This is a genomic window from Streptomyces tropicalis (assembly GCF_029269835.1).
Lineage (GTDB): Bacteria > Actinomycetota > Actinomycetes > Streptomycetales > Streptomycetaceae > Streptomyces > Streptomyces tropicalis.
On record NZ_JARJBB010000001.1, the window covers coordinates 555,429 to 573,778 of the forward strand.

Below are 18,350 nucleotides of genomic sequence, written 5' to 3' on the forward strand. Positions count from 1 at the left end.
CAGCGCCTCCTGGGCTTCGTCGCATATCGGTCGACACTAACCCGGCCATTGCGCGCCGTCGGGTTTCCCCGGGCCCGACACGCACGGAAAGACACGGCCTCTTCGGGCACGAGGACTACGGACGCCGGGCCTCCGAAAGCCTGAGCGCCGGCGCCCACAGCTCGGCTCGATGGAGTAGGCGCCCTCGCCGGAAGAGCGCAGCAGCAGGGCGGTGCGGCGGGCCGGGCAAGCGGTCGGATCGTCCGGGCCGCCGGCCGCACACCCCGGTCGGAGACGGTCATACGGGTCGTGCAGCTGTCACGGCTGCACGCTGCGAGGGGGAGTCTCTGTGAGGGGTTGTTCGGCCCATATGGTCTTGCCTGCGGCGTCGTAGCGCGTTCCCCAGCGGTGGGAGCATTCGGCGACGAGGAAGAGCCCGCGTCCGCCTTCATCGACGGTGGCGGCCCGCCGGATGTGCGGTGAGGTGCCGCTGCCGTCGCTGACCTCGCAGATCAGCATCCGGTCCAGAATGAGTCGCAGTCGGATCGGCGGGGCTCCGTAGCGGATGGCGTTGGTGACCAGTTCGCTGACGATGAGTTCGGTGGTGAAGGTCAGATGCCCCAGCCCCCACTGGTCGAGCCTTCGTGCCGTGAGCGAGCGGGTGCTGGCGACGGCGGCGGGGTCGCAGGGCAGGTCCCAGGTGGCGACGTGCTCGGCGTCGAGCGAGCGGGTGCGGGCGAGGAGCAACGCGAGGTCGTCCTCGGCCGCCAGGTGGGGGGCGACAGCGTTGGCTACGGCCTGGCTGATGTCGTCCGGCGGAAGGTGGCTCTGTGCGATGAGCGCGCTGAGCCGTTCTTGCAGTGCCTGGTCTGCGTTGCGGGCTGCCAGAAAGCTCTGTCCGTACAGAACGAGGGTGCTGCCCTCGGCGAGTTCGGTCTTGTGGGGCTCGAAGACGGGATCGCCCAGTCCCAGCGGCTCGCTGGACGGCAGATCCGCGAAGTGGACCTGGCCGACCGGGTCGGCAACGATGGGCGGAGGGTGTCCGGCGCTCGCCATGACGCAGCGGCGGGAAACGGGGTCGTAGACCGCGTACAGGCAGGTGGCCCCGACGAGTTTCTCCAGGATCGCTGCGGAACCTGCCGTGTGTTCGCGTTCGACCAGCCGCGGCACCATGTCGTCGAGCCTCGCCAACACCTCCTCAGGGGCGAGGTCGAGCTGCGCGAGCGTGCGTACGGTGGAGCAGATCTGCCCGATGCAGGCGACAGCCTCGACACCCGTGGCGGGTGTGTCGCCGACGGCGAGGGCCACGCGGGCGCCGGAGAGGGGGATCACGTCGAACCAACAGCCGCTCCCCCCGGCGTGTGCGAGGGCCGGACGGTATTGGTGCGCGACCTCGACGGCACTCTGGTCGGGGACACTGCGCGGAAGCATGCTCTGCTGGAGAGTCACGGCTGTGGCGCGCTCGCTGGTGTAGCGGCGGGCGTTGTCCACGCAGACGGCGGCGCGGGCGACCAGCTCCTGCACGAAGACCAGGTCGTCAGGCTCGAAAGCGTCCGGGCGGGCCGCCGTGCGGTACAGGTGGGCCAGCCCGAGCACGGTGTCTCTGGCGCGCAGGGGCACCACCATCATGGAGTGGGTCCCGTACGTCAGCATGGCTTGAGTCCGAGGGTCAAGAGAGTTCCGGACCCAGTCGACGTCCGGGCCGACGGCAGGCAACAGTCGAGGCTGCCCATCGCAGAGGGTCTGGGCATGGGGTGAGTCAGGGGCGAACTCCTGAACTCCCCCGACCAGCTGGAGCCCGTCAGTGAACCCCGGATGGGAGGCCTTGCGGGCCACGAGGCGCAGCGTCTTGTCGCCGGCGCCGGAGGGAGGGGCTTGTTCGCCCCTCACGACGCCGTCCAGGAGGTCGATCGAGGTGAGGTCGGCCAAGCGCGGAACGAGTACGTCGGCAAGTTCCTGCGCCGTGCGTGTGACGTCGAGTGTCGTTCCGATGCGGGTGCTGGCCTCGTCGAGGAGGGCCAGTCGCTCACGGGCCCGGTGACGGTCGGTGACGTCCATGATCAGATCGGTGACGCCCAGACGTCGGCCGTCCTGTCCAGTCAGTGCAAACGATGACGTCAGCCATACGTGGTCCCTGCTCGGATCAGCAGGTGTACGACCACGGTGCTCCGTACCGACGACGGACAGACCCGTCTCCAAGACCCGTGCGAGCCGGCTCTCGATCCCGGCGGCGTCAAGCGCGGGCAGGACTTCACTGAGTCGGTGGCCGAGGAGCTCGGCGTTCGGAACACCATGCATGCGTTCCAGCGCGGGGTTTGCACGGACCAGGCGCAGTTGGGTGTCGAACACGGCCACGCCCATCGGCGACTGCGTGAACAGCGCATCCAGGATCGCCAGGTCCGCCTCGCGCGGTATGGGCCGCGCCGACTCATCCGCTCTCCATTGGCGGCCGGGTGTTTCGTCTGGCATGCCCATCCCACCGGTCCCGTCGTTCGCTCTCGGCACCCCCTCCACCCCAGCGTAGGCAGGCACGGGCAGGCCCGGCACGGTGATCAATGCCCTCTCCGCGACAGGCCGCCCACCCCGGCTGACCATTGCTTTCGGAGAACGACGGGGGGATGTGCGGGTACTGCTCAGTCGTGAGCCCCCGATGTCACGCTCGAGGATCTTGCCGGTGGGCCCCTTGGGCAGGGCGTCTGATGCGAAGGTGGGGTCTGCAATCGGCCTCGCCTCATCCTGCGCCCACTACTCACCCCCGCTCCCATCCCGTCCGTCGTCGACCCACACACCGTGGAGCCGGCGTGGTTCCTGGCGTCGAGGTGGAGCGTGCCACTGTACGAACCACCTGGACGCCAGGGGCCGCGTCCGTTGGGCTCCGCCTGGGTCGACGGCGGGCGGCATGGGAGCTCCCCGCACACGCCCTCTACGGGCCCGCAGTCGGGAACGGCGCCCCCTCCATCCCGGTGCCGGCCGATCCCCCGCCGGAGGCACCGCCTTGACCGCGGCCCGCTCCATGCGGTGATCGACTCCTGGGGCCGTAGTTTGCTGCGGCCCCAGGGGGCCGGCCCCTGCGCAGAAGGCGTGTGGGGGCGAGGCTCCAAGGGCCGGCCCGCGCCGTGCGCGGGCACCTGAACCAGTGGACAAGCCTGTGACTCGGCTTGCGCGGAGGGGACTCCTCAACGCCAGGGCACGGCCTCATACGCCACCAGACCGATTGAGCCCCCTCCCATCAGGAAGGGGGCTCAATGGCCACGCACTCACGCACAAGCCTGGGACGAGCCCTCGGACCCACTCCACTTCACAGGCGATGTGCGGGGCATTTCCAGGGCCGGGCAGCGGTGTCCTGGACGACGGCCTGGGCGCCGAGGGGAAAGGATCCTCGTACGCGCCGGACTCTGCGGTCCGGGCCTGACCGCATCACCAATGCTCCGCCGGCTCAGGAACCCTGCACTCATGGGATACCGGGTGGAAGAGGACCGCAACGGGGGCGTGCGCCGCTCGAAGATCGTCCTGGGAAACGACGCGAAGCCGATCCGCGTAGCCGATCCGATCTTCGCCGAGGAGCAGTTCCAGAGCCTTCAGGATGCACTGGATCAGCGGGGCAAGAAGCAGCCGACCCGACGTCCCGACGGGGCGACGAAGTTCCTCTGACGCGGTCGCGGGCCGGTCGGTGTCGCCACGTCCGGAAACACTCGGGCAACCGCAGCACTCGTTCGAGGCCGGAACCTCACGGATTCCGACCCCGAACGTGAACATCAGCGTGTCAGCGCCGAGCCGTCCTGCCCAGGACGAACTCGGCGGCCGCGCCGACCAGAAGTGCCAGGCCGAGGCCCAGTACGCCGGCATTGATGACGGACGGCCCCTGGGACCACGCCCAGGCACAGCCGACAAGGAAGGCCACCACAACGGCGATACGGCCGGAGGCCGTGGAGATGACGCGCAGCGACTGCTGGCCGGCCATGCGGCGGCGGTACTTCAGCGCCAGGAGCAGCGCCGCGGCCGCGACGAGGATGGACGGCCCTGCGAAGGATTCCATGTCCTCGATCCTCTCTCTACGGGTGTCGAGTTTCCGCGGGCGATTTACTTGCAGTAGCCGCCGGAGTATTCGTACGGAAGGAACGTGGGCACCTTGACCTCCACGCACTTGTGGTCGGAGTCCGCGTTCCAGGCAACCCTGGAAATGTTCGCGGCGTTCAGGATGCCATAGGCGTCGAACGGCGGCGGTGCGGCAGCGAACAATACGGCCACGAAGCCCGCGTTCGAGGCCACGTGGGCCGTTTCCTTCTTGTTGAAGTACACGGTGCCGCTGATGATCCCCCACGTCCACTTGGGATCGGCGACCACCGGGAAGGCGGTGTCGGAGTCCGGGGTGACCGTCTGCGTGATCGTGTTGCCTTCGACGGTGTAGGACGTCGGCACCGCCTTGCCGTTGGCGTCCTTGGCCCACGGCGTCTCCAGGCCGCCGATGATCGTTCCGGCGTCGTTGAAGACTACGAGGCCGCCCTCGGCAGTCTGACGAACGGTCGCCCCGGCAGGCAGGGAGAGCGTGAACGACTGCTGCCGGGGAGCGTTGGCGTCGCCGAGCGTGAACAGCGCGCGGAACCCCCCGTCGGTCGTCGCCTGCGCCGCCGCGCTGACGGATGAGTCGCTCCCGGCGAAGACATCGGTGCCGCTGGTGCTGGACTGCTCTTTCGCCCCGGTTGCCGGCAGCGTGAGGGCAACGGTCGTGTCGCCCTTCGTCGCCTTGATGGGCTCGTCACCGCGAGCGGGCAGCGTCACCTGAGCACCGTTGGCCGTCGTGTTCGCGTCGGCCGGGAGCAGGTTGTCGGTCCCGGTCGCCCTTTCGATCACCGCCGCCGAAGGAGCGGTGGTGTTGGACGTGTCAGCCGCCGCGGCGGGCGCCAGAGTCGTGGTCAGGGCGGCTACGCCGGCGAGGATGGAAAGCCCGGCTATTGCACGTCTGTGCATGAAGTTGTTCCCCCAAGAGTGGTTCCGGTCCGCAGGTCAACGCGAACTGATCAACTTCTACACGATCAAACGCAAACCTTCGACGGGGGGATATCCCTCGATCTGCGAGGCAAAGTCCGTCCCTTTATCCACACTTGGCCATGAGATGGTGAACCGACGCTTCCCTGATGCGGGAATTTCGGACATTCGGTAACGATCGAGCTCCGACGGAGTCGTCCGAGATGGCCTCTGTGAAGCCTGTCACTCGAACCACCCCACGGGGTCGAACGGCTCTTCCGCACCGTCATCACCGACGATCACGATCTCGCTCTCGATCAGGCTCGTGGGTCTGGAGCTGACCACCACGAGCGGCGCCGGGGGGGCAGATAGGGGCTCAGGTTCGGGCGTGACAGTCACTGGCCTCACTCCCCGCCCGCCTGGCTTCCAGGCGGAGCCGCCGGGACTCCACCAGGTCGTCTGCGATGCCGGCCGCTACGAGGGCAGCGCCGGGTGTGTGTCCGGACCCGACGTAGCGCCACGCTTGTTCGGTGACCTGGTCGGGAGCGGCGAGGTGACCCGCGTGCTGGGCGCGCTCCGCTCGCAGTGCCGCGTACGTCGTGGAGTAGACGCGGGACTTGGTGAGGATGTGGCCCCGGTAGCCAAGGGTGTGAGCCCAGGCGCGGAGGCGGAGAGGCTCGAACTCAGGCAGTCCACCGAGTCGCCGGCAGGTGCGTAGGAGGGCGCGGACGTGTTCGGTGGCGGGTACAGCCTCGACGTCCGCTCGGGCAGTGGGAGAGTGGTCGGTGCGGCGCCTGTCTCGCTCGCGCCTTTGGTGACGCACTTGGCTACGTACGCAGCCACAGCGTCAGTGCCGGCGCCGGCGCCGTCTGGCCAAGCGCATGACCTGCGTAGCCCCGCGGACGTGAACCCCTCGGGATACCGGCCCGGTCGTCGAGTCGATCTCCTGGTGTCCGGCCCATGCAGATCGACGCCCGACACCGCAGCGGGCTCAGACGCACTCCACCTCTGAGCGAATGCGCGAGCAGCCTGCCGACTCCGGCAGGGGCGTACAGAGGGCCCGCTTCTGGGCCGCCGGCCGACGTTCAGAAACGCCGACAGCAGCCAGCGCAGTCGCCACCTCCTCCTCACTCACCCCCGCCAGCGCCTCCATCACCCGATCGAGTGTCTCGCTCACGTCAGTGCGTGTGACCGCTCGAAGCCGGCGTCGGACCGGCGTTCTTGACCGTCAGCGGCAACAACTTCTTGCCGGTCGGGCCGATTTGTATGGCCGTGTCCATCTGCGGGCACACCCCGCAGTCGAAGCACGGCGTCCAGCGGCAGTCCTCGACCTCGGTCTCGTCGAGGGCGTCCTGCCAGTCCTCCCAGAGCCAGTCCTTGTCGAGGCCCGAGTCGAGGTGGTCCCAGGGGAGGACCTCCTCGTAGGCGCGCTCGCGGGTGGTGTACCAGTCGACGTCGACGCCGGTGGGGGCGAGGGCCTTGTCGGCGCACTGCATCCAGCGGTCGTAGGAGAAGTGCTCGCGCCAGCCGTCGAAGCGGCCGCCGTCCTCGTAGACCGCGCGGATCACCGCGCCGATGCGGCGGTCGCCGCGGGAGAGGAGGCCCTCGACGATGCCGGGCTTGCCGTCGTGGTAGCGGAAGCCGATCGAGCGGCCGTACTTCTTGTCGCCGCGGATCCGGTCGCGCAGCTTCTCCAGGCGGGCGTCCGTCTCCTCGGCGGAGAGCTGCGGGGCCCACTGGAAGGGGGTGTGCGGCTTGGGGACGAAGCCGCCGATGGAGACCGTGCAGCGGATGTCGTTGGACCGCGACACCTCGCGGCCCTTCTGGATGACGTGCGTCGCCATGTCGGCGATCTGCAGGACGTCCTCGTCGGTCTCGGTCGGCAGACCGCACATGAAGTACAGCTTCACCTGGCGCCAGCCGTTGCCGTAGGCGGTGGCGACGGTGCGGATCAGGTCCTCCTCCGAGACCATCTTGTTGATGACCTTGCGGATGCGCTCGGAGCCGCCCTCGGGGGCGAAGGTGAGGCCCGAGCGGCGGCCGTTGCGGGTCAGCTCGTTGGCCAGGTCGATGTTGAAGGCGTCGACACGGGTCGAGGGCAGGGAGAGGCCGATCTTGTCCTCTTCGTAGCGGTCGGCCAGGCCCTTGGCGACGTCGCCGATCTCGCTGTGGTCCGCGGAGGACAGGGACAGCAGGCCGACCTCCTCGAAGCCGGTCGCCTTCAGGCCCTTGTCCACCATCTCGCCGATGCCGGTGATGGAGCGCTCGCGGACCGGGCGGGTGATCATGCCGGCCTGGCAGAAGCGGCAGCCGCGGGTGCAGCCGCGGAAGATCTCCACCGACATCCGCTCGTGGACCGTCTCGGCCAGCGGCACGAGGGGCTGCTTGGGGTAGGGCCACTCGTCGAGGTCCATGACGGTGTGCTTCGACACCCGCCACGGGACGCCCGACCGGGTCGGGACGACGCGGCCGATGCGGCCGTCGGGCAGGTACTCCACGTCGTAGAACGCCGGGACGTACACCCCGCCGGTCCTCGCCAGGCGGAAGAGGACCTCCTCGCGGCCTCCGGGGCGGCCCTCGGCCTTCCACTCCCGGATGATGCGGGTCATGTCGAGCACGGCCTGCTCGCCGTCGCCGATGATCGCCGCGTCGATGAAGTCGGCGATCGGCTCGGGGTTGAAGGCCGCGTGGCCGCCGGCCAGGACGATCGGGTCGTCGATCGTGCGGTCCCGGGACTCCAGCGGGATGCCGGCCAGGTCCAGCGCCGCGAGCATGTTGGTGTAGCCCAGCTCGGTGGAGAAGCTCAGGCCGAAGACGTCGAAGGCCTTCACCGGGCGGTGGCTGTCCACGGTGAACTGCGGGACGGCGTGCTCCCGCATCAGTTCCTCCAGGTCGGGCCACACGCTGTAGGTGCGCTCGGCGAGGACGCCCTCCTGCTCGTTGAGCACCTCGTAGAGGATCATGACGCCCTGGTTGGGCAGCCCGACCTCGTAGGCGTCGGGGTACATCAGTGCCCAGCGGACGTCGCAGGACTCCCAGGGCTTGACCGTGGAGTTGAGCTCTCCGCCGACGTACTGGATGGGCTTCTGCACATGCGGGAGCAGTGCTTCGAGCTGCGGAAACACAGACTCGACAGTCTCGGCGGCTTCGGCAGGCATCTCGCGGACCTTCGTGAGCTGACAGGGGTGACCATCTAGCGTAACCCGCCCGGGGGACTGCGCCGTACGGGGTCAGAGGGCCGCCCCGGCGCCGGCCTGCTTCCACCGGATCGGCAGCTCGGCCTCCACGGCCGCCGCGCGTGCCTCCTCCCTGCCGTACAGCAGCCCGTAGGAGAAGGTGTTCTCCCCCGCCGCGTGCGCCACCGCGGACAGCTCGCGCAGGACGCGGCGCGCCATGACGCTGTCCTGGTGGTCGCCGAGCAGGGTGGTCAGGGACTTCATGGAGGCGGTCAGGGAGCGGGCGGGGGTGCCGAGGGCACCGGTGGCGGCCTCGGCGGCGTAGCGGGTGCGCTTGGCCTTCTTGCGGGCCTCGTGGAGGGCCAGGTCGCGCTGCTCGCCGGGCGGCCGGTCCTGGGCCTCGGCGATCAGGCGGGCGACCTGGCCGAGGTCCTTGCGCACGGCGGCGGCGATCACCTTCCGGGGCTTGCGGCCGGCCTTCTTCGTGAGCGGCGGGTCGGCCAGCAGGGCGTCCAGGGCGTCGAGCAGGCCCAGGTAGCGGGCGGAGTCCAGGACGCCGAGCAGGTGGCCGCGGGCGCTGCCGTGGCGGGCGCCCGACCAGGCGGTGAGGCGCCGGTGCACGGGGCCGAGGAGCAGGGCGGGAGGGAGGCCGTCGGCGGCGGCCGTCAGGCGTTCGGCGAGGACCTCCTGGTCGCGGTCCAGGCCCAGCGCGTCGGCCAGCCACTTCAGCCCGTCGGCGACCGGGCCGGTGGTGTCGGGGTCGAGGACGGTGCGGAAGGTGCGGAAGGTGCTGCGCAGCCGGCGGGTGGCGACGCGCATCCGGTGCACGGAGTCGGGTACGTCGCGGCGGACGGCGGGGTCGAGGGCGACGAGGGCGTCGCGCTGGGCGCGGAGGTAGGCGAGGACGTGGTCGCCGGCGGTGGCGGGGGCGGGCGGCTCGGTGCGGGGGCGGCGGGCCGGGGCGGTCTCCTCGAGGGCACGGGCGAGCTTGGAGGGGGCCGCGGAGGGGTGGACGCCCGCCTTGCGCAGCCGTTTCTCCACACGGTCGAGGAACGCCGGGTCGCCGCCGTCGGCCAGTTCGACCTCGATCTCGGTCCACCGGGCGGTGCCGCCGTCGCCGGTGAGCCGCTCGGCCCGGACGGAGTCGGCGCTGACCTCGGCGAGGAGGGCGCCGTCGGCGTCGACGAGGTGGCGGACGTCGCGTTCGGAGCGCAGCCGGACCAGGGGCAGCAGCTCGGCGCTGCGGACCCGGGAGCGGACGAGTCCGGCGAGGTCGTCGGGGACGGTGTCGGTCAGGGGGGCGCGGATCTCGTCGCGTACGCCGGGGGCGACCGGGAACTTGAGGTGCCAGCCCGCGTCGGAGCCGCCGGTGCGGCGGCGCAGGGTGAGTCCGGCGGCGGCGAGGCGTTCGTCGGCGGTGTCGTAGTAGACGGCGTCGAGCACGGCGACGCCCCGGTCGAGGACCGCCGCGACCCCGCCGACGCGGGTCAGGTCGGGCAGGCCGCCGGCCCCGGCCTCGTACTTCCGCTCGATCTCGCGCTTCACGTCCGCCATGACCTGAATCTAGTGGCAGGGCGGCCGTGGCGGCAGGGGGCCGGGCGGCCTCCGCCCGCCGACCGGCCCGGACCGGCCAGGTGGGCGGGCGGGGCCGGTGCGGGCCGCAAGGAGCCGGCTGATCAGGTCCACGGGGGTGAAGGACGAGCCGTTCGTGGAAGCGCGTGCACCACCAGCGCCATCGAGCCCTTGGACGCCCGCTGCCGCAGGGCCGCCACCGCCTGCGGACGCTTCCCCTCGGAACGGGCCGCCCTCAAGCGTCTGTCACGCCTTCCGCCCCGTCCACGCGGGCCGGGTGCTGTCACTGGTCGTGGCGATCGCAGTGGTCGTGACGCCCGTCGTGCCCGTCGCCGTCGTGCCCCTCACCGTGGTGGCCGTGGCCGTCGTGCCCGTGGTGCTTGATCGTGGTGGTGTCGGTGGCGGTGTGGGTGGTGGTGTCACCGCCTCCGGTGACGGTAGCGGTGTTGGTGACCCGTGCACGGGCGTTGCAGGAGACGTCGACCTTCAGGGTGACGGGCGGGTAGCTGTGCCCGGCGGGCAGGACGTCGCTGCGGGTGCAGGTGAGGGTGGCCGGAGTGCAGTGCCATCCCCTGCCGGTGATCCTGTCGGCCCGAAGACCTGCGGGGAGGGCGTCGTGGACGGTGACCGCGGTGCCGTTGGTCGGGGCGGCCGCGGTGGCGTTGCCCACAGTGATGGTGTACACGCCGCCCTCGCCCCGGGTGAAGGTGCCCGCGTGGCTCTTGGTGATGGTCAGGGAGGGGCGGCTGACGGGGACGACCGTGAAGGCGAGGCCGGTACTGCCGGTGGTGTCGGTGCGTTCGGGGTCGGTGGTGGCAGTGCCCCTGGGTTCGGCGAGGCCGGTGGTGGTGAAGGTGTCGATCACCGGCACCGCCCTGTCGCCGACCTGGGCGTCGTAGGCGCGCTGAACCGTGGCGGTCCAGGCTGTGACCAGGACGATCGCCGTGACGGCCGGCCCGGCCGTCACGGCCGCGCTCGACGTGCGGGCCCGCACCCTCCGCCACCGTCGGAGCACGCCGCCCGTGCCCCCCGTGCCGCGGCTTGCTCCAGCCCGCCCTCTCCCCTGCCTGAACATCGACATCTCCGCTTCCAAACCGTCGACAACAAGCTGTGGACACTCATCGTGACATGAGGATCACTTTACGCAATCCGTGCGTGGGCCCGCGCAGATGACACGACGGGACCGCGGCGAGCACACGGGGCTCGACGCACACAGTGGGTGGGCCAGTGGTGCGCCGAGGTCGGAGCGGCGGCGACGACGCCGGCGCACAAGGAGCGGTGACGGGCTCGGCGACGGCCGTCGTGCGTCGGCCACGGAGCAGATCCGTCGGCTGCGGGGTCGGGACTCGGCCGGAGCGGTCACCGGCGGCGCCTGAGGAACCTGGACGGCAGAAGGCACAGAGCGGCGAGGACGAGGGCGGAGAGCCCGGCGGCCACAGGGGTGGGGAAGCGCCCTTGCCGGGCGGCCGACGCAGCGACCGCTCCGGTGCTCCCGGGAGTCGCCGGGAAGGTGAGGGTGGCGCGCGTGGTGTGCGCGACCAGGCCGCTCTTGAGCGTGAACGCCGCGGTCCACGGGCCGTCCGGCAGTCGTGCGTCCAGCGGGACGACCGTCTCCGCGAGGTCGCCCGGAGCCAGTGTGGTGCCCGTCCTGGCCGAGAACGGTCCGGCGCGCAGTCCGCCCGGCCCGCCGAAGAGGGAGAGTGCCCCGCTGATGTCCAGGGCACGGCCCCCCGTGTTGTGGATCCTGGCGCGCACCTCCGCCCGCCCGTCGCGGGCTCGGGTCGGATAGAGCCGCTCGATCTTGAAGTCCGAGGGTGGCTCACCACCGGGGCCGACGTCGATGTACATGCGGACGCCCACCCGGCCCAGCATCGTCATGGTGTGCGAGCGGTCCGTGGAGGTGCCCGTCTGCGCCCAGATGACGCCGTACCGCTCCCCGGCGGCGGCGTCCCTCGGCACCCGGACGGTGGTGCGTACCCGCGCCGTTTCGGAGGCCGCCAGCTCAAGGCCCGTCGTATCGAGGGACGTCCAGCCGGTCAGCTCGTCGGGGGTGCGCTCCGGCGCGAAGGTGAACCTCCCCTTCGCGATGGTGGCCGCCGCGGCGTAGACGTCGACGTGCATCGGTCCGGACGACTCGTTGGTGACCTCCACCCGCCGCTCGATGGTCGCGCCGGGAGCGACGTGGTCGACGATGTAGGCGTGCGCCCGGGGATCGGCGCGACGACTTTCCGGGGCGTCGAGCAGCTTGATACCGATGGTTCTGCCCGCAGCCGGGCCCCGGGCGGAGGACGCCCCGGGCGCCCCCTGACCCGCCGCCGGCGCGACCCCGGCCGCCTGCACGAAGGCCAGCGCCAGCAGGAGGATCCAGTAACGGGGCGCACCCTTCATTCCGTCAGGCAACGGACTGGGTCAGCGTTCCGGTGTAGGCCCCGCCGACCGCGCCGGCGGGCACGGCGACGGCGACGGTCGGGTTCCAGGTCGCGGTGTTGTCTCCGACACCGGCGCTCCCGGTGACCACCACCTGCCCGGAGTTGCTCAGCGTCACGTCCGTCGTGGTGGCGGTGATGGTACCGGTCGTCGTCACCGTCCCGGCCGCGTAGGTGGCGCTGGTGGCGGGCACCGTCGACGCACTGCTCGTGAAGTCCGTCTCCGCCGCGGTCACCGTCCAGGAGGCCGAGAGGAGGGCGCGATCGTCGGTGACGGTCACGGGACCGATCGGTGCGCTGATCACGGTGCCGGGCGCTCCCGCGCCGAGGTTGGCGCTGGCCGGTACCGACAGCGTCAGTGCGCCGGACCTGACGGCGAACGTGACGGTGGTGCCGGGGTCGGACGCCGCGACGACGGGGCCCGGCCGGACCAGGACGAGAGCAGCGGCTGCGGCCGCGACAGACAGGATTCGTGCGCGCACGGTGACTCCCGAAGTAGCCGCCCGCCAGCGGCATCCTGGCTGACAGCGGACATGCTGGCTGACGTGACGCAGACAATCGGGCGCTGCCTGCTCGCACAAGCCGACGCGCGCCGCACTCCACCAGACGAATGACCACATTTCAGCCGGAGCGAAGCCCGGCCCGTCCTGGGCGATGCGCCGCGGGGCGTCGCCGACCCACGGGAAGTCGAGCCCGCACCGCGACCTCGCGGTCGTCGAAGCCGCCGTCACCGCCCCGCGCGGCGGCGCCGGCAGGAGCCCGGACGACGCACTGTCCGAGGTCCGCCCGCTGCGCCGCGAACGCGGCCGAGCGCCCGCACCAGATCGAGCCCCTCACGTCACGCCCTCGTTCCCATCTCCGCAGGCACCCCTTGGAACTCGTCTCCCCAGGCACCCCTCGTAGTTGGTCGTCTAGGCGGACATGGGCCGCTGCACGTGGATGGACTGGAGCAGTCCCACGGCGACCCAGACGGCGAACATGGACGAGCCGCCGTAGGAGACGAACGGCAGGGGCAGGCCGGTGACCGGCATGATGCCGAGGGTCATGCCGACGTTCTCGAAGGCCTGGAAGGCGAACCAGGCGACGATTCCGGCGGCGACGATGGTGCCGTAGAGCTCGGTGGTCTCGCGGGCGATGCGGCAGGCGCGCCACAGCACCACGCCGAGCAGCACGATGATCAGTCCGGCGCCGAGGAAGCCGAGTTCCTCCCCGGCGACGGTGAAGACGAAGTCGGTCTGCTGCTCGGGCACGAACTGGCCGGTGGTCTGCGAGCCGTGGAAGAGGCCCGCGCCGGTGAGGCCGCCGGAGCCGATGGCGATGCGGGCCTGGTTGGTGTTGTAGCCGACGCCCGCGGGGTCGAGGCGGGGGTTGGCGAAGGCCGCGAAGCGGGCGATCTGGTACTGGTCCAGGATGTGCAGCTGCCACACCGCGAGCGCGCCGAGCGCGCCCGCGGTGATCAAGCCGAAGATCCAGCGGTTGGAGGCGCCGGAGGCGAGGAGCACGCCGAGGATGATGACCACCATGACCATGACCGACCCGAGGTCGGGCATCAGCAGCACGATCATGACGGGGACGGAGGCCAGGCCCAGGGACTGCAGGACGGTGCGGTGGTCGGGGTACTTCTTGTCTCCGGCGTCGACCCGGGCGGCGAGCAGCATCGCCATGCCCAGGATGATCGTGATCTTGACGAACTCGGACGGCTGGAGCGAGAAGCCGCCGCCCAGCACGATCCACGAGTGGGCGCCGTTGACGGTGGAGCCGAGCGGGGTGAGCACCAGCAGGATGCCGAGGACGGACAGGCCGTAGAGGATCGGCACGGCGTTGCGCAGGGCGCGGTGGCCGAGCCAGACGGTGCCGAGCATCAGGGCGAGCCCGATGCCGGTGTTCATCAGGTGCCGGAGCAGGAAGTAGTACGGGTCGCCCTGGTTGATCTCGGTGCGGTTGCGGGTGGCGGAGAAGACCAGGGCCGAGCCGATGCCGGACAGCGCGATCGCCGACAGCAGTATCGGCCAGTCGAGCCGGCGGGCGACGGAGTCGCGGGCGAAGACCCGGGTCCATCCGGCCCGCTCGGGCCCGTAGCCGGGGACGGAGAAGCTGTTCGCGCCGGTCATGCGGGGGTCCTCCGGCTCCTGGGCCGGCGCGTACGCCGCCGGGTGTTGCGGTTGCCGGCCGTGGGCGACGGGCTGGTGGCCGGCTGCTGCTGGTCGCCCTGGGAGCCGTCGCCGCCGGCCTGGTCGGCCTTCTGGTCCTCGGCCGGGTCCTGGGGGATCTTCGGGGCGGCGATGGTGCCGTCCGGCTGGACCTTCGGGAGGTCCTTCTGCGGGGTGGGCAGCAGGGCCTTCTTGTTGTCGACCGAGCCGTCGCCCTGGACGCCGTAGAGGGCGCTGTAGATGTTGCGGACCGCCTCGCCGGAGGCACCGGATCCGGTACCGGCCTGGGCGATGGTCATGATGACCGAGTAGTCCTTGGTGTAGGTGGCCAGCCAGGACGTGGTCTGCTTGCCGTAGACCTCGGCGGTACCGGTCTTGGCGTGCAGCGGGATCTTGTCCTGCGGCCAGCCGGAGAACTTCCAGGCGGCGGTACCGCGGGTGGCCACGCCGGCGAGGGCCTGGTCCATCATGTTGCGGGTGGCCGGGGTGATGGGCAGCCGACCGCGGGCCTTCGGCTGGATCTCGGTGACGTGCTTGCCGTCGGGGCTGATGATCGCCTTGCCGATGGTGGGGACGTGGAGGGTGCCGCCGTTGGAGATGGCGCCGTAGATCATCGCCTCCTGGATCGGGGTGACGAGGGTGTCGCCCTGCCCGATGGAGTAGTTGATCGCGTCGCCCTCACGCATCTTGTTGCCCTCGAGGCAGTTCTCGTAGGCGATCTTCTCGACGTAACTGCCGTCCTTCTTGCCGGTCTTGCACCAGCCGTCCTTGTTGGCCTTCCAGTAGTCCAGCTTCCACTGGCGGTCGGGGACGCGGCCGCCGACCTCGTTGGGCAGGTCGAGGCCGGTCGGCTTGCCGAGGCCGAACTGGTGGGCGGTCTTGAAGAAGTAGTCCTTGGGCTGGCCCTTCTTCGGGTTGATGCCTCCGTCCTTCTTCCACTGGTTGTCCGCGAGGCCGTAGAAGACGGTGTCGCAGGAGACCTCCAGGGCGCGGCCGAGGGAGATGGGGCCGAAGTTCTCCCCCTCGAAGTTCTTGAAGACCTGACCGCCGACCGAGTAGGAGCTGGTGCAGGGGTAGTTGCCGTTGAAGTCGTAGCCGGCCTGGACGGCGGCGGCCGTGGAGACGACCTTGAAGGTCGAGCCGGGTGCGGACTGGCCCTGGATGGCGCGGTTGAGCAGCGGGTAGTCGGAGTTCTTCCCGGTGAGCGCGTTGTAGTCCTTGGCGGAGATGCCGCCGACCCAGACGTTCGGGTCGTAGGTCGGGGCGGACGCCATGGCGACGATCCGGCCGGTCTTGGCCTCCATGACCACGACCGCTCCGGAGTCGGCCTTGTAGTTCTCGCCGGTGATGTCGTCGAACTGCTGGCGGGCCTTCGTCATCGCGTCGTTCAGCTGGTACTCGGCGACCCGCTGGACGCGGGCGTCGATGCTGGTGACGAGGCTGGAGCCGGACTGGGCGGCGTCGGACTGGGCCTTGCCGATCACCCGGCCGAGGTTGTCGACCTCGTACCGGGTGACACCGGCCTTGCCGCGCAGCTCCCGGTCGTACTGCCGCTCCAGGCCGGAGCGGCCCACCATGTCGGAGCGCAGGTAGGGCGAGTCGGTGTCCTTGGCCTGCTGGATCTCGCTGTCGGTGACGGGCGAGAGGTAGCCGAGGACCTGGGCGGTGTTGGACTTGCCGGGGCCGCCGTAGCGGCGCACGGCCTCCGGTTCGGCGGTGATGCCGGGGAAGTCCTCGGAGCGCTCGCGGATCTGCAGGGCCTGCCGCGGGGTGGCCTTGTCCGTGATGGGGATGGGCTGGTAAGGGGAACCGTTCCAGCAGGGCTGCGGGGTCTTGGCGTCGCACAGCCGGACCTTCTGCGCGACGTCCTCGGGGTTCATCCCGAGGACGCCGGCGAGCTTGGCCAGCACCGCCTTGCCGTCGTCCTTCTGCTTCAGCAGGTCGGTGCGGGAGGCGGAGACGACCAGCCGGGTCTCGTTGTCGGCGAGCGCGACACCGCGGGCGTCGAGGATCGAGCCGCGCACGGCGGGCTGGACGACCTGCTGGACGTGGTTGCCCGACGCCTCCTTCTGGTACTGGGCGCCGTTGCGGATCTGCAGGTACCAGAGTCTCCCGCCGAGGGTGCCCAGGAGGGAGAGGACGAGGATCTGGATGACGACGAGCCGGGTCTGGACGCGCGGGGTCCGTCCGGTCTCCGGGATGTTAGTCATGGGCCGAGCCCATTCCTTCACGGGTGGTGGTGGGAGACGGGGAGGCGCTCGTCACTGCGGCCGCCTCCCCCTCTGGCTGCGGGTACGAGTCATATCCGACGAAGCTGTGAGGCCGGCGGGCGGCCCGGTGCCGTGCGGTCACAGTCTCCTGACCCCCTTGATGCGTCCGGCGCGGGCGGTGCGGGCCCGGGCGGCCTTGACCCGCAGCCCGTTGCGCTGGCCGCCGATGCGCAGTCCGGTGCCGGAGGAGAGCCAGCCGGCGGAGATGTCTGTGCCCTTCTTCGCGGCGGACGTCTCGGAGAGCGGGTCGTGCTCCGCGCGGCGGGCCAGCGCCATGATGGCGGGGACGACGAACGGGGCGAGCAGCAGGTCGTACAGGACAGCCGTGAAGAGCAGGCCGCCGAGGCCGACGTGGCGGGCGGCGGTGTCGCCGACGAGGGCGCCGACGCCCGCGTACAGCAGGGTGGAGCCGATGGCCGCGCCGACCACCGTGGCCATGGGGCCGCTCGCGGATCTGACCTGGCCGTTCTCCGGCTTGATGAGGCCGGCGAGGTAGCCGACGACGCAGAGCACGAGGGCGTAGCGGCCGGCGGCGTGGTCGGCGGGCGGGGCGAGGTCGGCGAGGAGTCCGGCGCCGAAGCCGACGAGGGCGCCGCCGACGTGGCCGTAGACCATCGCGAGGCCGAGCACGGTGAGCAGCAGCAGGTCGGGGACGGCCCCGGGCAGGTGCAGCCGGGACAGCACGCTCACCTGGATCACCAGGGCGACCAGGACCAGCGCGGAGGAGAGCAGGATCCGGTTGAGGCGCATGGGACTTCGAGCTCCTACTGCTGCTGGTCGGTGGCGGTCGCGTCGGCGGACGGGGTGACCGTGACGGTCACCGTCGGCGTCGGGGTCGGCCTGGGCTTCGGCGGGAGCACCTCGTCGCGGGGGTCCTTCTTCGGGGCCTGCACGACGACGCCGACGACGTCGAGCCTGCTGAAGCCGACGAAGGGGGTGACGTAGACGGTGCGGGTGAGGTCGCCGCCCGAGGGGTCGATGCGGGAGACGATGCCGACGGGCACGCCGGGCACGAAGGGCTTGTCGCCCTCGGAGCCGAAGGTGACCAGGCGGTCGCCCTTCTTCACGTCCGCCTTGGCGTCGAGCAGCTGGACGCGCAGCGGGCGGTCGCCCTGTCCGGAGGCGAAGCCGAGCTCGTCGCTGCCCTCGATGCGGGTGCCGACGGTGAAGTCGGGGTCGTTGGCGAGCAGCACGGTGGAGGAGTCGGGGCCGACGGTGGTGACCCGTCCGACCAGGCCGTCGCCGTTGACGACGGTCATGTCGCGCCGGATGCCGTCGCTGGCGCCGGCGTCGATGGTGATGGTCCAGGAGAAGCCCTGGGCCGCTCCTATGGCGATGACCTGGGCGCCCTTGATGCCGTACTGGCCGTTGCCGGCCAGCTTGAGCATCGAGTCGAGCTGCTTGAGGCGGCTGTGGTTGCGCTCGTCGCTGCCCAGCTTGGCCTTGAGGGCCGCGTTCTGCTTCTCGAGCTGGGCGAGCCGGTCGTGCCGCTCACCGGAGGCCCGGACGGCGGAGACCGCGTTGCCGACCGGGTTCACCGCGGCCGACACGCCGTTCTCGATCGGGCCGAAGACGGTGGCGGCGGCCTGCCGCGCCCCGTCGACCGGCGAGTTCTCCCCGCCCCGGATGTCGACCGTGATCAGCGCGAACGCGATCGCGATCAGCAGCACCAGGAGCAGCCGGCTCTCTTTCGTGTCCCTCACGTGCGGCGGCCGTGCCCTTCCTCGTTGGAATCGGGATGGCCCCCGGGACGACGCCGAAAACGCCCACCCTGGGGCCCGTTTGGGGGAGCTTGTGCCTCTATACCAACGA

Annotated in this window: 14 protein-coding genes; 1 reads left to right on the top strand and 13 read right to left on the bottom strand. The window is 70.8% G+C overall.

The annotated features are described in order from the left end of the window. Positions 1-297 precede the first annotated feature (297 nt). Positions 298-2,448, bottom strand: a complete 2,151-nt coding sequence (locus tag P3H78_RS02490; RefSeq protein ID WP_276107039.1) for a SpoIIE family protein phosphatase — start codon at positions 2,446-2,448, stop codon at positions 298-300. A gap of 984 nt (positions 2,449-3,432) precedes the next feature. On the opposite strand from P3H78_RS02490, the gene P3H78_RS02495 reads away from it, so the two are divergent. Beyond that, positions 3,433-3,630: a hypothetical protein gene (locus P3H78_RS02495; protein ID WP_313884376.1), complete on the top strand. Its 198-nt coding sequence runs from the start codon at positions 3,433-3,435 to the stop codon at positions 3,628-3,630. 112 nt (positions 3,631-3,742) lie between these two features. Here P3H78_RS02495 and P3H78_RS02500 read toward each other — a convergent pair whose 3' ends face one another. The 12 genes from P3H78_RS02500 to mreC all read right to left on the bottom strand — a co-directional run bounded on the left by P3H78_RS02500 (position 3,743) and on the right by mreC (position 18,241). After that, on the bottom strand, positions 3,743-4,015 hold the full coding sequence (locus P3H78_RS02500; RefSeq protein ID WP_276107040.1) for a hypothetical protein: 273 nt from the start codon (positions 4,013-4,015) through the stop codon (positions 3,743-3,745). Positions 4,016-4,059: 44 nt separating this feature from the next. Further along, positions 4,060-4,947: a hypothetical protein gene (locus P3H78_RS02505; protein ID WP_276107041.1), complete on the bottom strand. Its 888-nt coding sequence runs from the start codon at positions 4,945-4,947 to the stop codon at positions 4,060-4,062. 373 nt (positions 4,948-5,320) lie between these two features. After that, entirely contained in the window at positions 5,321-5,767 is a 447-nt protein-coding gene (locus P3H78_RS33270) for a replication initiator (protein ID WP_313884377.1), read from the bottom strand. 355 nt (positions 5,768-6,122) lie between these two features. After that, on the bottom strand, positions 6,123-8,102 hold the full coding sequence (locus tag P3H78_RS02510; RefSeq protein WP_276107042.1) for a TIGR03960 family B12-binding radical SAM protein: 1,980 nt from the start codon (positions 8,100-8,102) through the stop codon (positions 6,123-6,125). Between the two features lie 72 nt (positions 8,103-8,174). Further along, entirely contained in the window at positions 8,175-9,674 is a 1,500-nt protein-coding gene (locus P3H78_RS02515; RefSeq protein ID WP_276107043.1) for a CYTH and CHAD domain-containing protein, read from the bottom strand. Between the two features lie 301 nt (positions 9,675-9,975). Further along, complete coding sequence (locus P3H78_RS02520) at positions 9,976-10,686, bottom strand: hypothetical protein (protein WP_276107044.1); 711 nt, start codon at positions 10,684-10,686, stop codon at positions 9,976-9,978. 365 nt (positions 10,687-11,051) lie between these two features. Then, a complete protein-coding gene (locus tag P3H78_RS02525) occupies positions 11,052-12,080 on the bottom strand; it encodes a COG1361 family protein (protein ID WP_276107045.1) in 1,029 nt (342 codons plus the stop codon). Positions 12,081-12,084: 4 nt separating this feature from the next. Further along, positions 12,085-12,600 carry a hypothetical protein gene (locus tag P3H78_RS02530; RefSeq protein ID WP_276107046.1) on the bottom strand — a complete coding sequence of 172 codons (516 nt, stop codon included), beginning with the start codon at positions 12,598-12,600 and terminating at the stop codon, positions 12,085-12,087. 429 nt (positions 12,601-13,029) lie between these two features. Then, positions 13,030-14,229 carry a rod shape-determining protein RodA gene (rodA, locus tag P3H78_RS02535; protein WP_276107047.1) on the bottom strand — a complete coding sequence of 400 codons (1,200 nt, stop codon included), beginning with the start codon at positions 14,227-14,229 and terminating at the stop codon, positions 13,030-13,032. Beyond that, positions 14,226-16,478, bottom strand: coding sequence for a penicillin-binding protein 2 (gene mrdA, locus P3H78_RS02540; protein ID WP_276107048.1), 2,253 nt, complete (start codon positions 16,476-16,478; stop codon positions 14,226-14,228). The genes rodA and mrdA overlap by 4 nt, the downstream gene beginning before the upstream one ends. A gap of 138 nt (positions 16,479-16,616) precedes the next feature. Then, positions 16,617-17,288: a rod shape-determining protein MreD gene (gene mreD, locus P3H78_RS02545; protein WP_276107049.1), complete on the bottom strand. Its 672-nt coding sequence runs from the start codon at positions 17,286-17,288 to the stop codon at positions 16,617-16,619. 14 nt (positions 17,289-17,302) lie between these two features. After that, complete coding sequence (mreC, locus tag P3H78_RS02550) at positions 17,303-18,241, bottom strand: rod shape-determining protein MreC (protein WP_276107050.1); 939 nt, start codon at positions 18,239-18,241, stop codon at positions 17,303-17,305. Positions 18,242-18,350 lie beyond the last annotated feature (109 nt).

Bases quoted from the DNA above. Each gene is read 5' to 3' on its own strand.
- P3H78_RS02500 (WP_276107040.1), bottom strand. From the start codon at position 4,015: ATGGAATCCTTCGCAGGGCCGTCCATCCTCGTCGCGGCCGCGGCGCTG.
- P3H78_RS02525 (WP_276107045.1), bottom strand. From the start codon at position 12,080: ATGAAGGGTGCGCCCCGTTACTGGATCCTCCTGCTGGCGCTGGCCTTC.
- mreD (WP_276107049.1), bottom strand. From the start codon at position 17,288: ATGCGCCTCAACCGGATCCTGCTCTCCTCCGCGCTGGTCCTGGTCGCC.
- P3H78_RS02495 (WP_313884376.1), top strand. From the start codon at position 3,433: ATGGGATACCGGGTGGAAGAGGACCGCAACGGGGGCGTGCGCCGCTCG.
- P3H78_RS02510 (WP_276107042.1), bottom strand. From the start codon at position 8,102: ATGCCTGCCGAAGCCGCCGAGACTGTCGAGTCTGTGTTTCCGCAGCTC.
- mrdA (WP_276107048.1), bottom strand. From the start codon at position 16,478: ATGACTAACATCCCGGAGACCGGACGGACCCCGCGCGTCCAGACCCGG.
- P3H78_RS02490 (WP_276107039.1), bottom strand. From the start codon at position 2,448: ATGCCAGACGAAACACCCGGCCGCCAATGGAGAGCGGATGAGTCGGCG.
- P3H78_RS02515 (WP_276107043.1), bottom strand. From the start codon at position 9,674: ATGGCGGACGTGAAGCGCGAGATCGAGCGGAAGTACGAGGCCGGGGCC.
- P3H78_RS02505 (WP_276107041.1), bottom strand. From the start codon at position 4,947: ATGCACAGACGTGCAATAGCCGGGCTTTCCATCCTCGCCGGCGTAGCC.
- rodA (WP_276107047.1), bottom strand. From the start codon at position 14,229: ATGACCGGCGCGAACAGCTTCTCCGTCCCCGGCTACGGGCCCGAGCGG.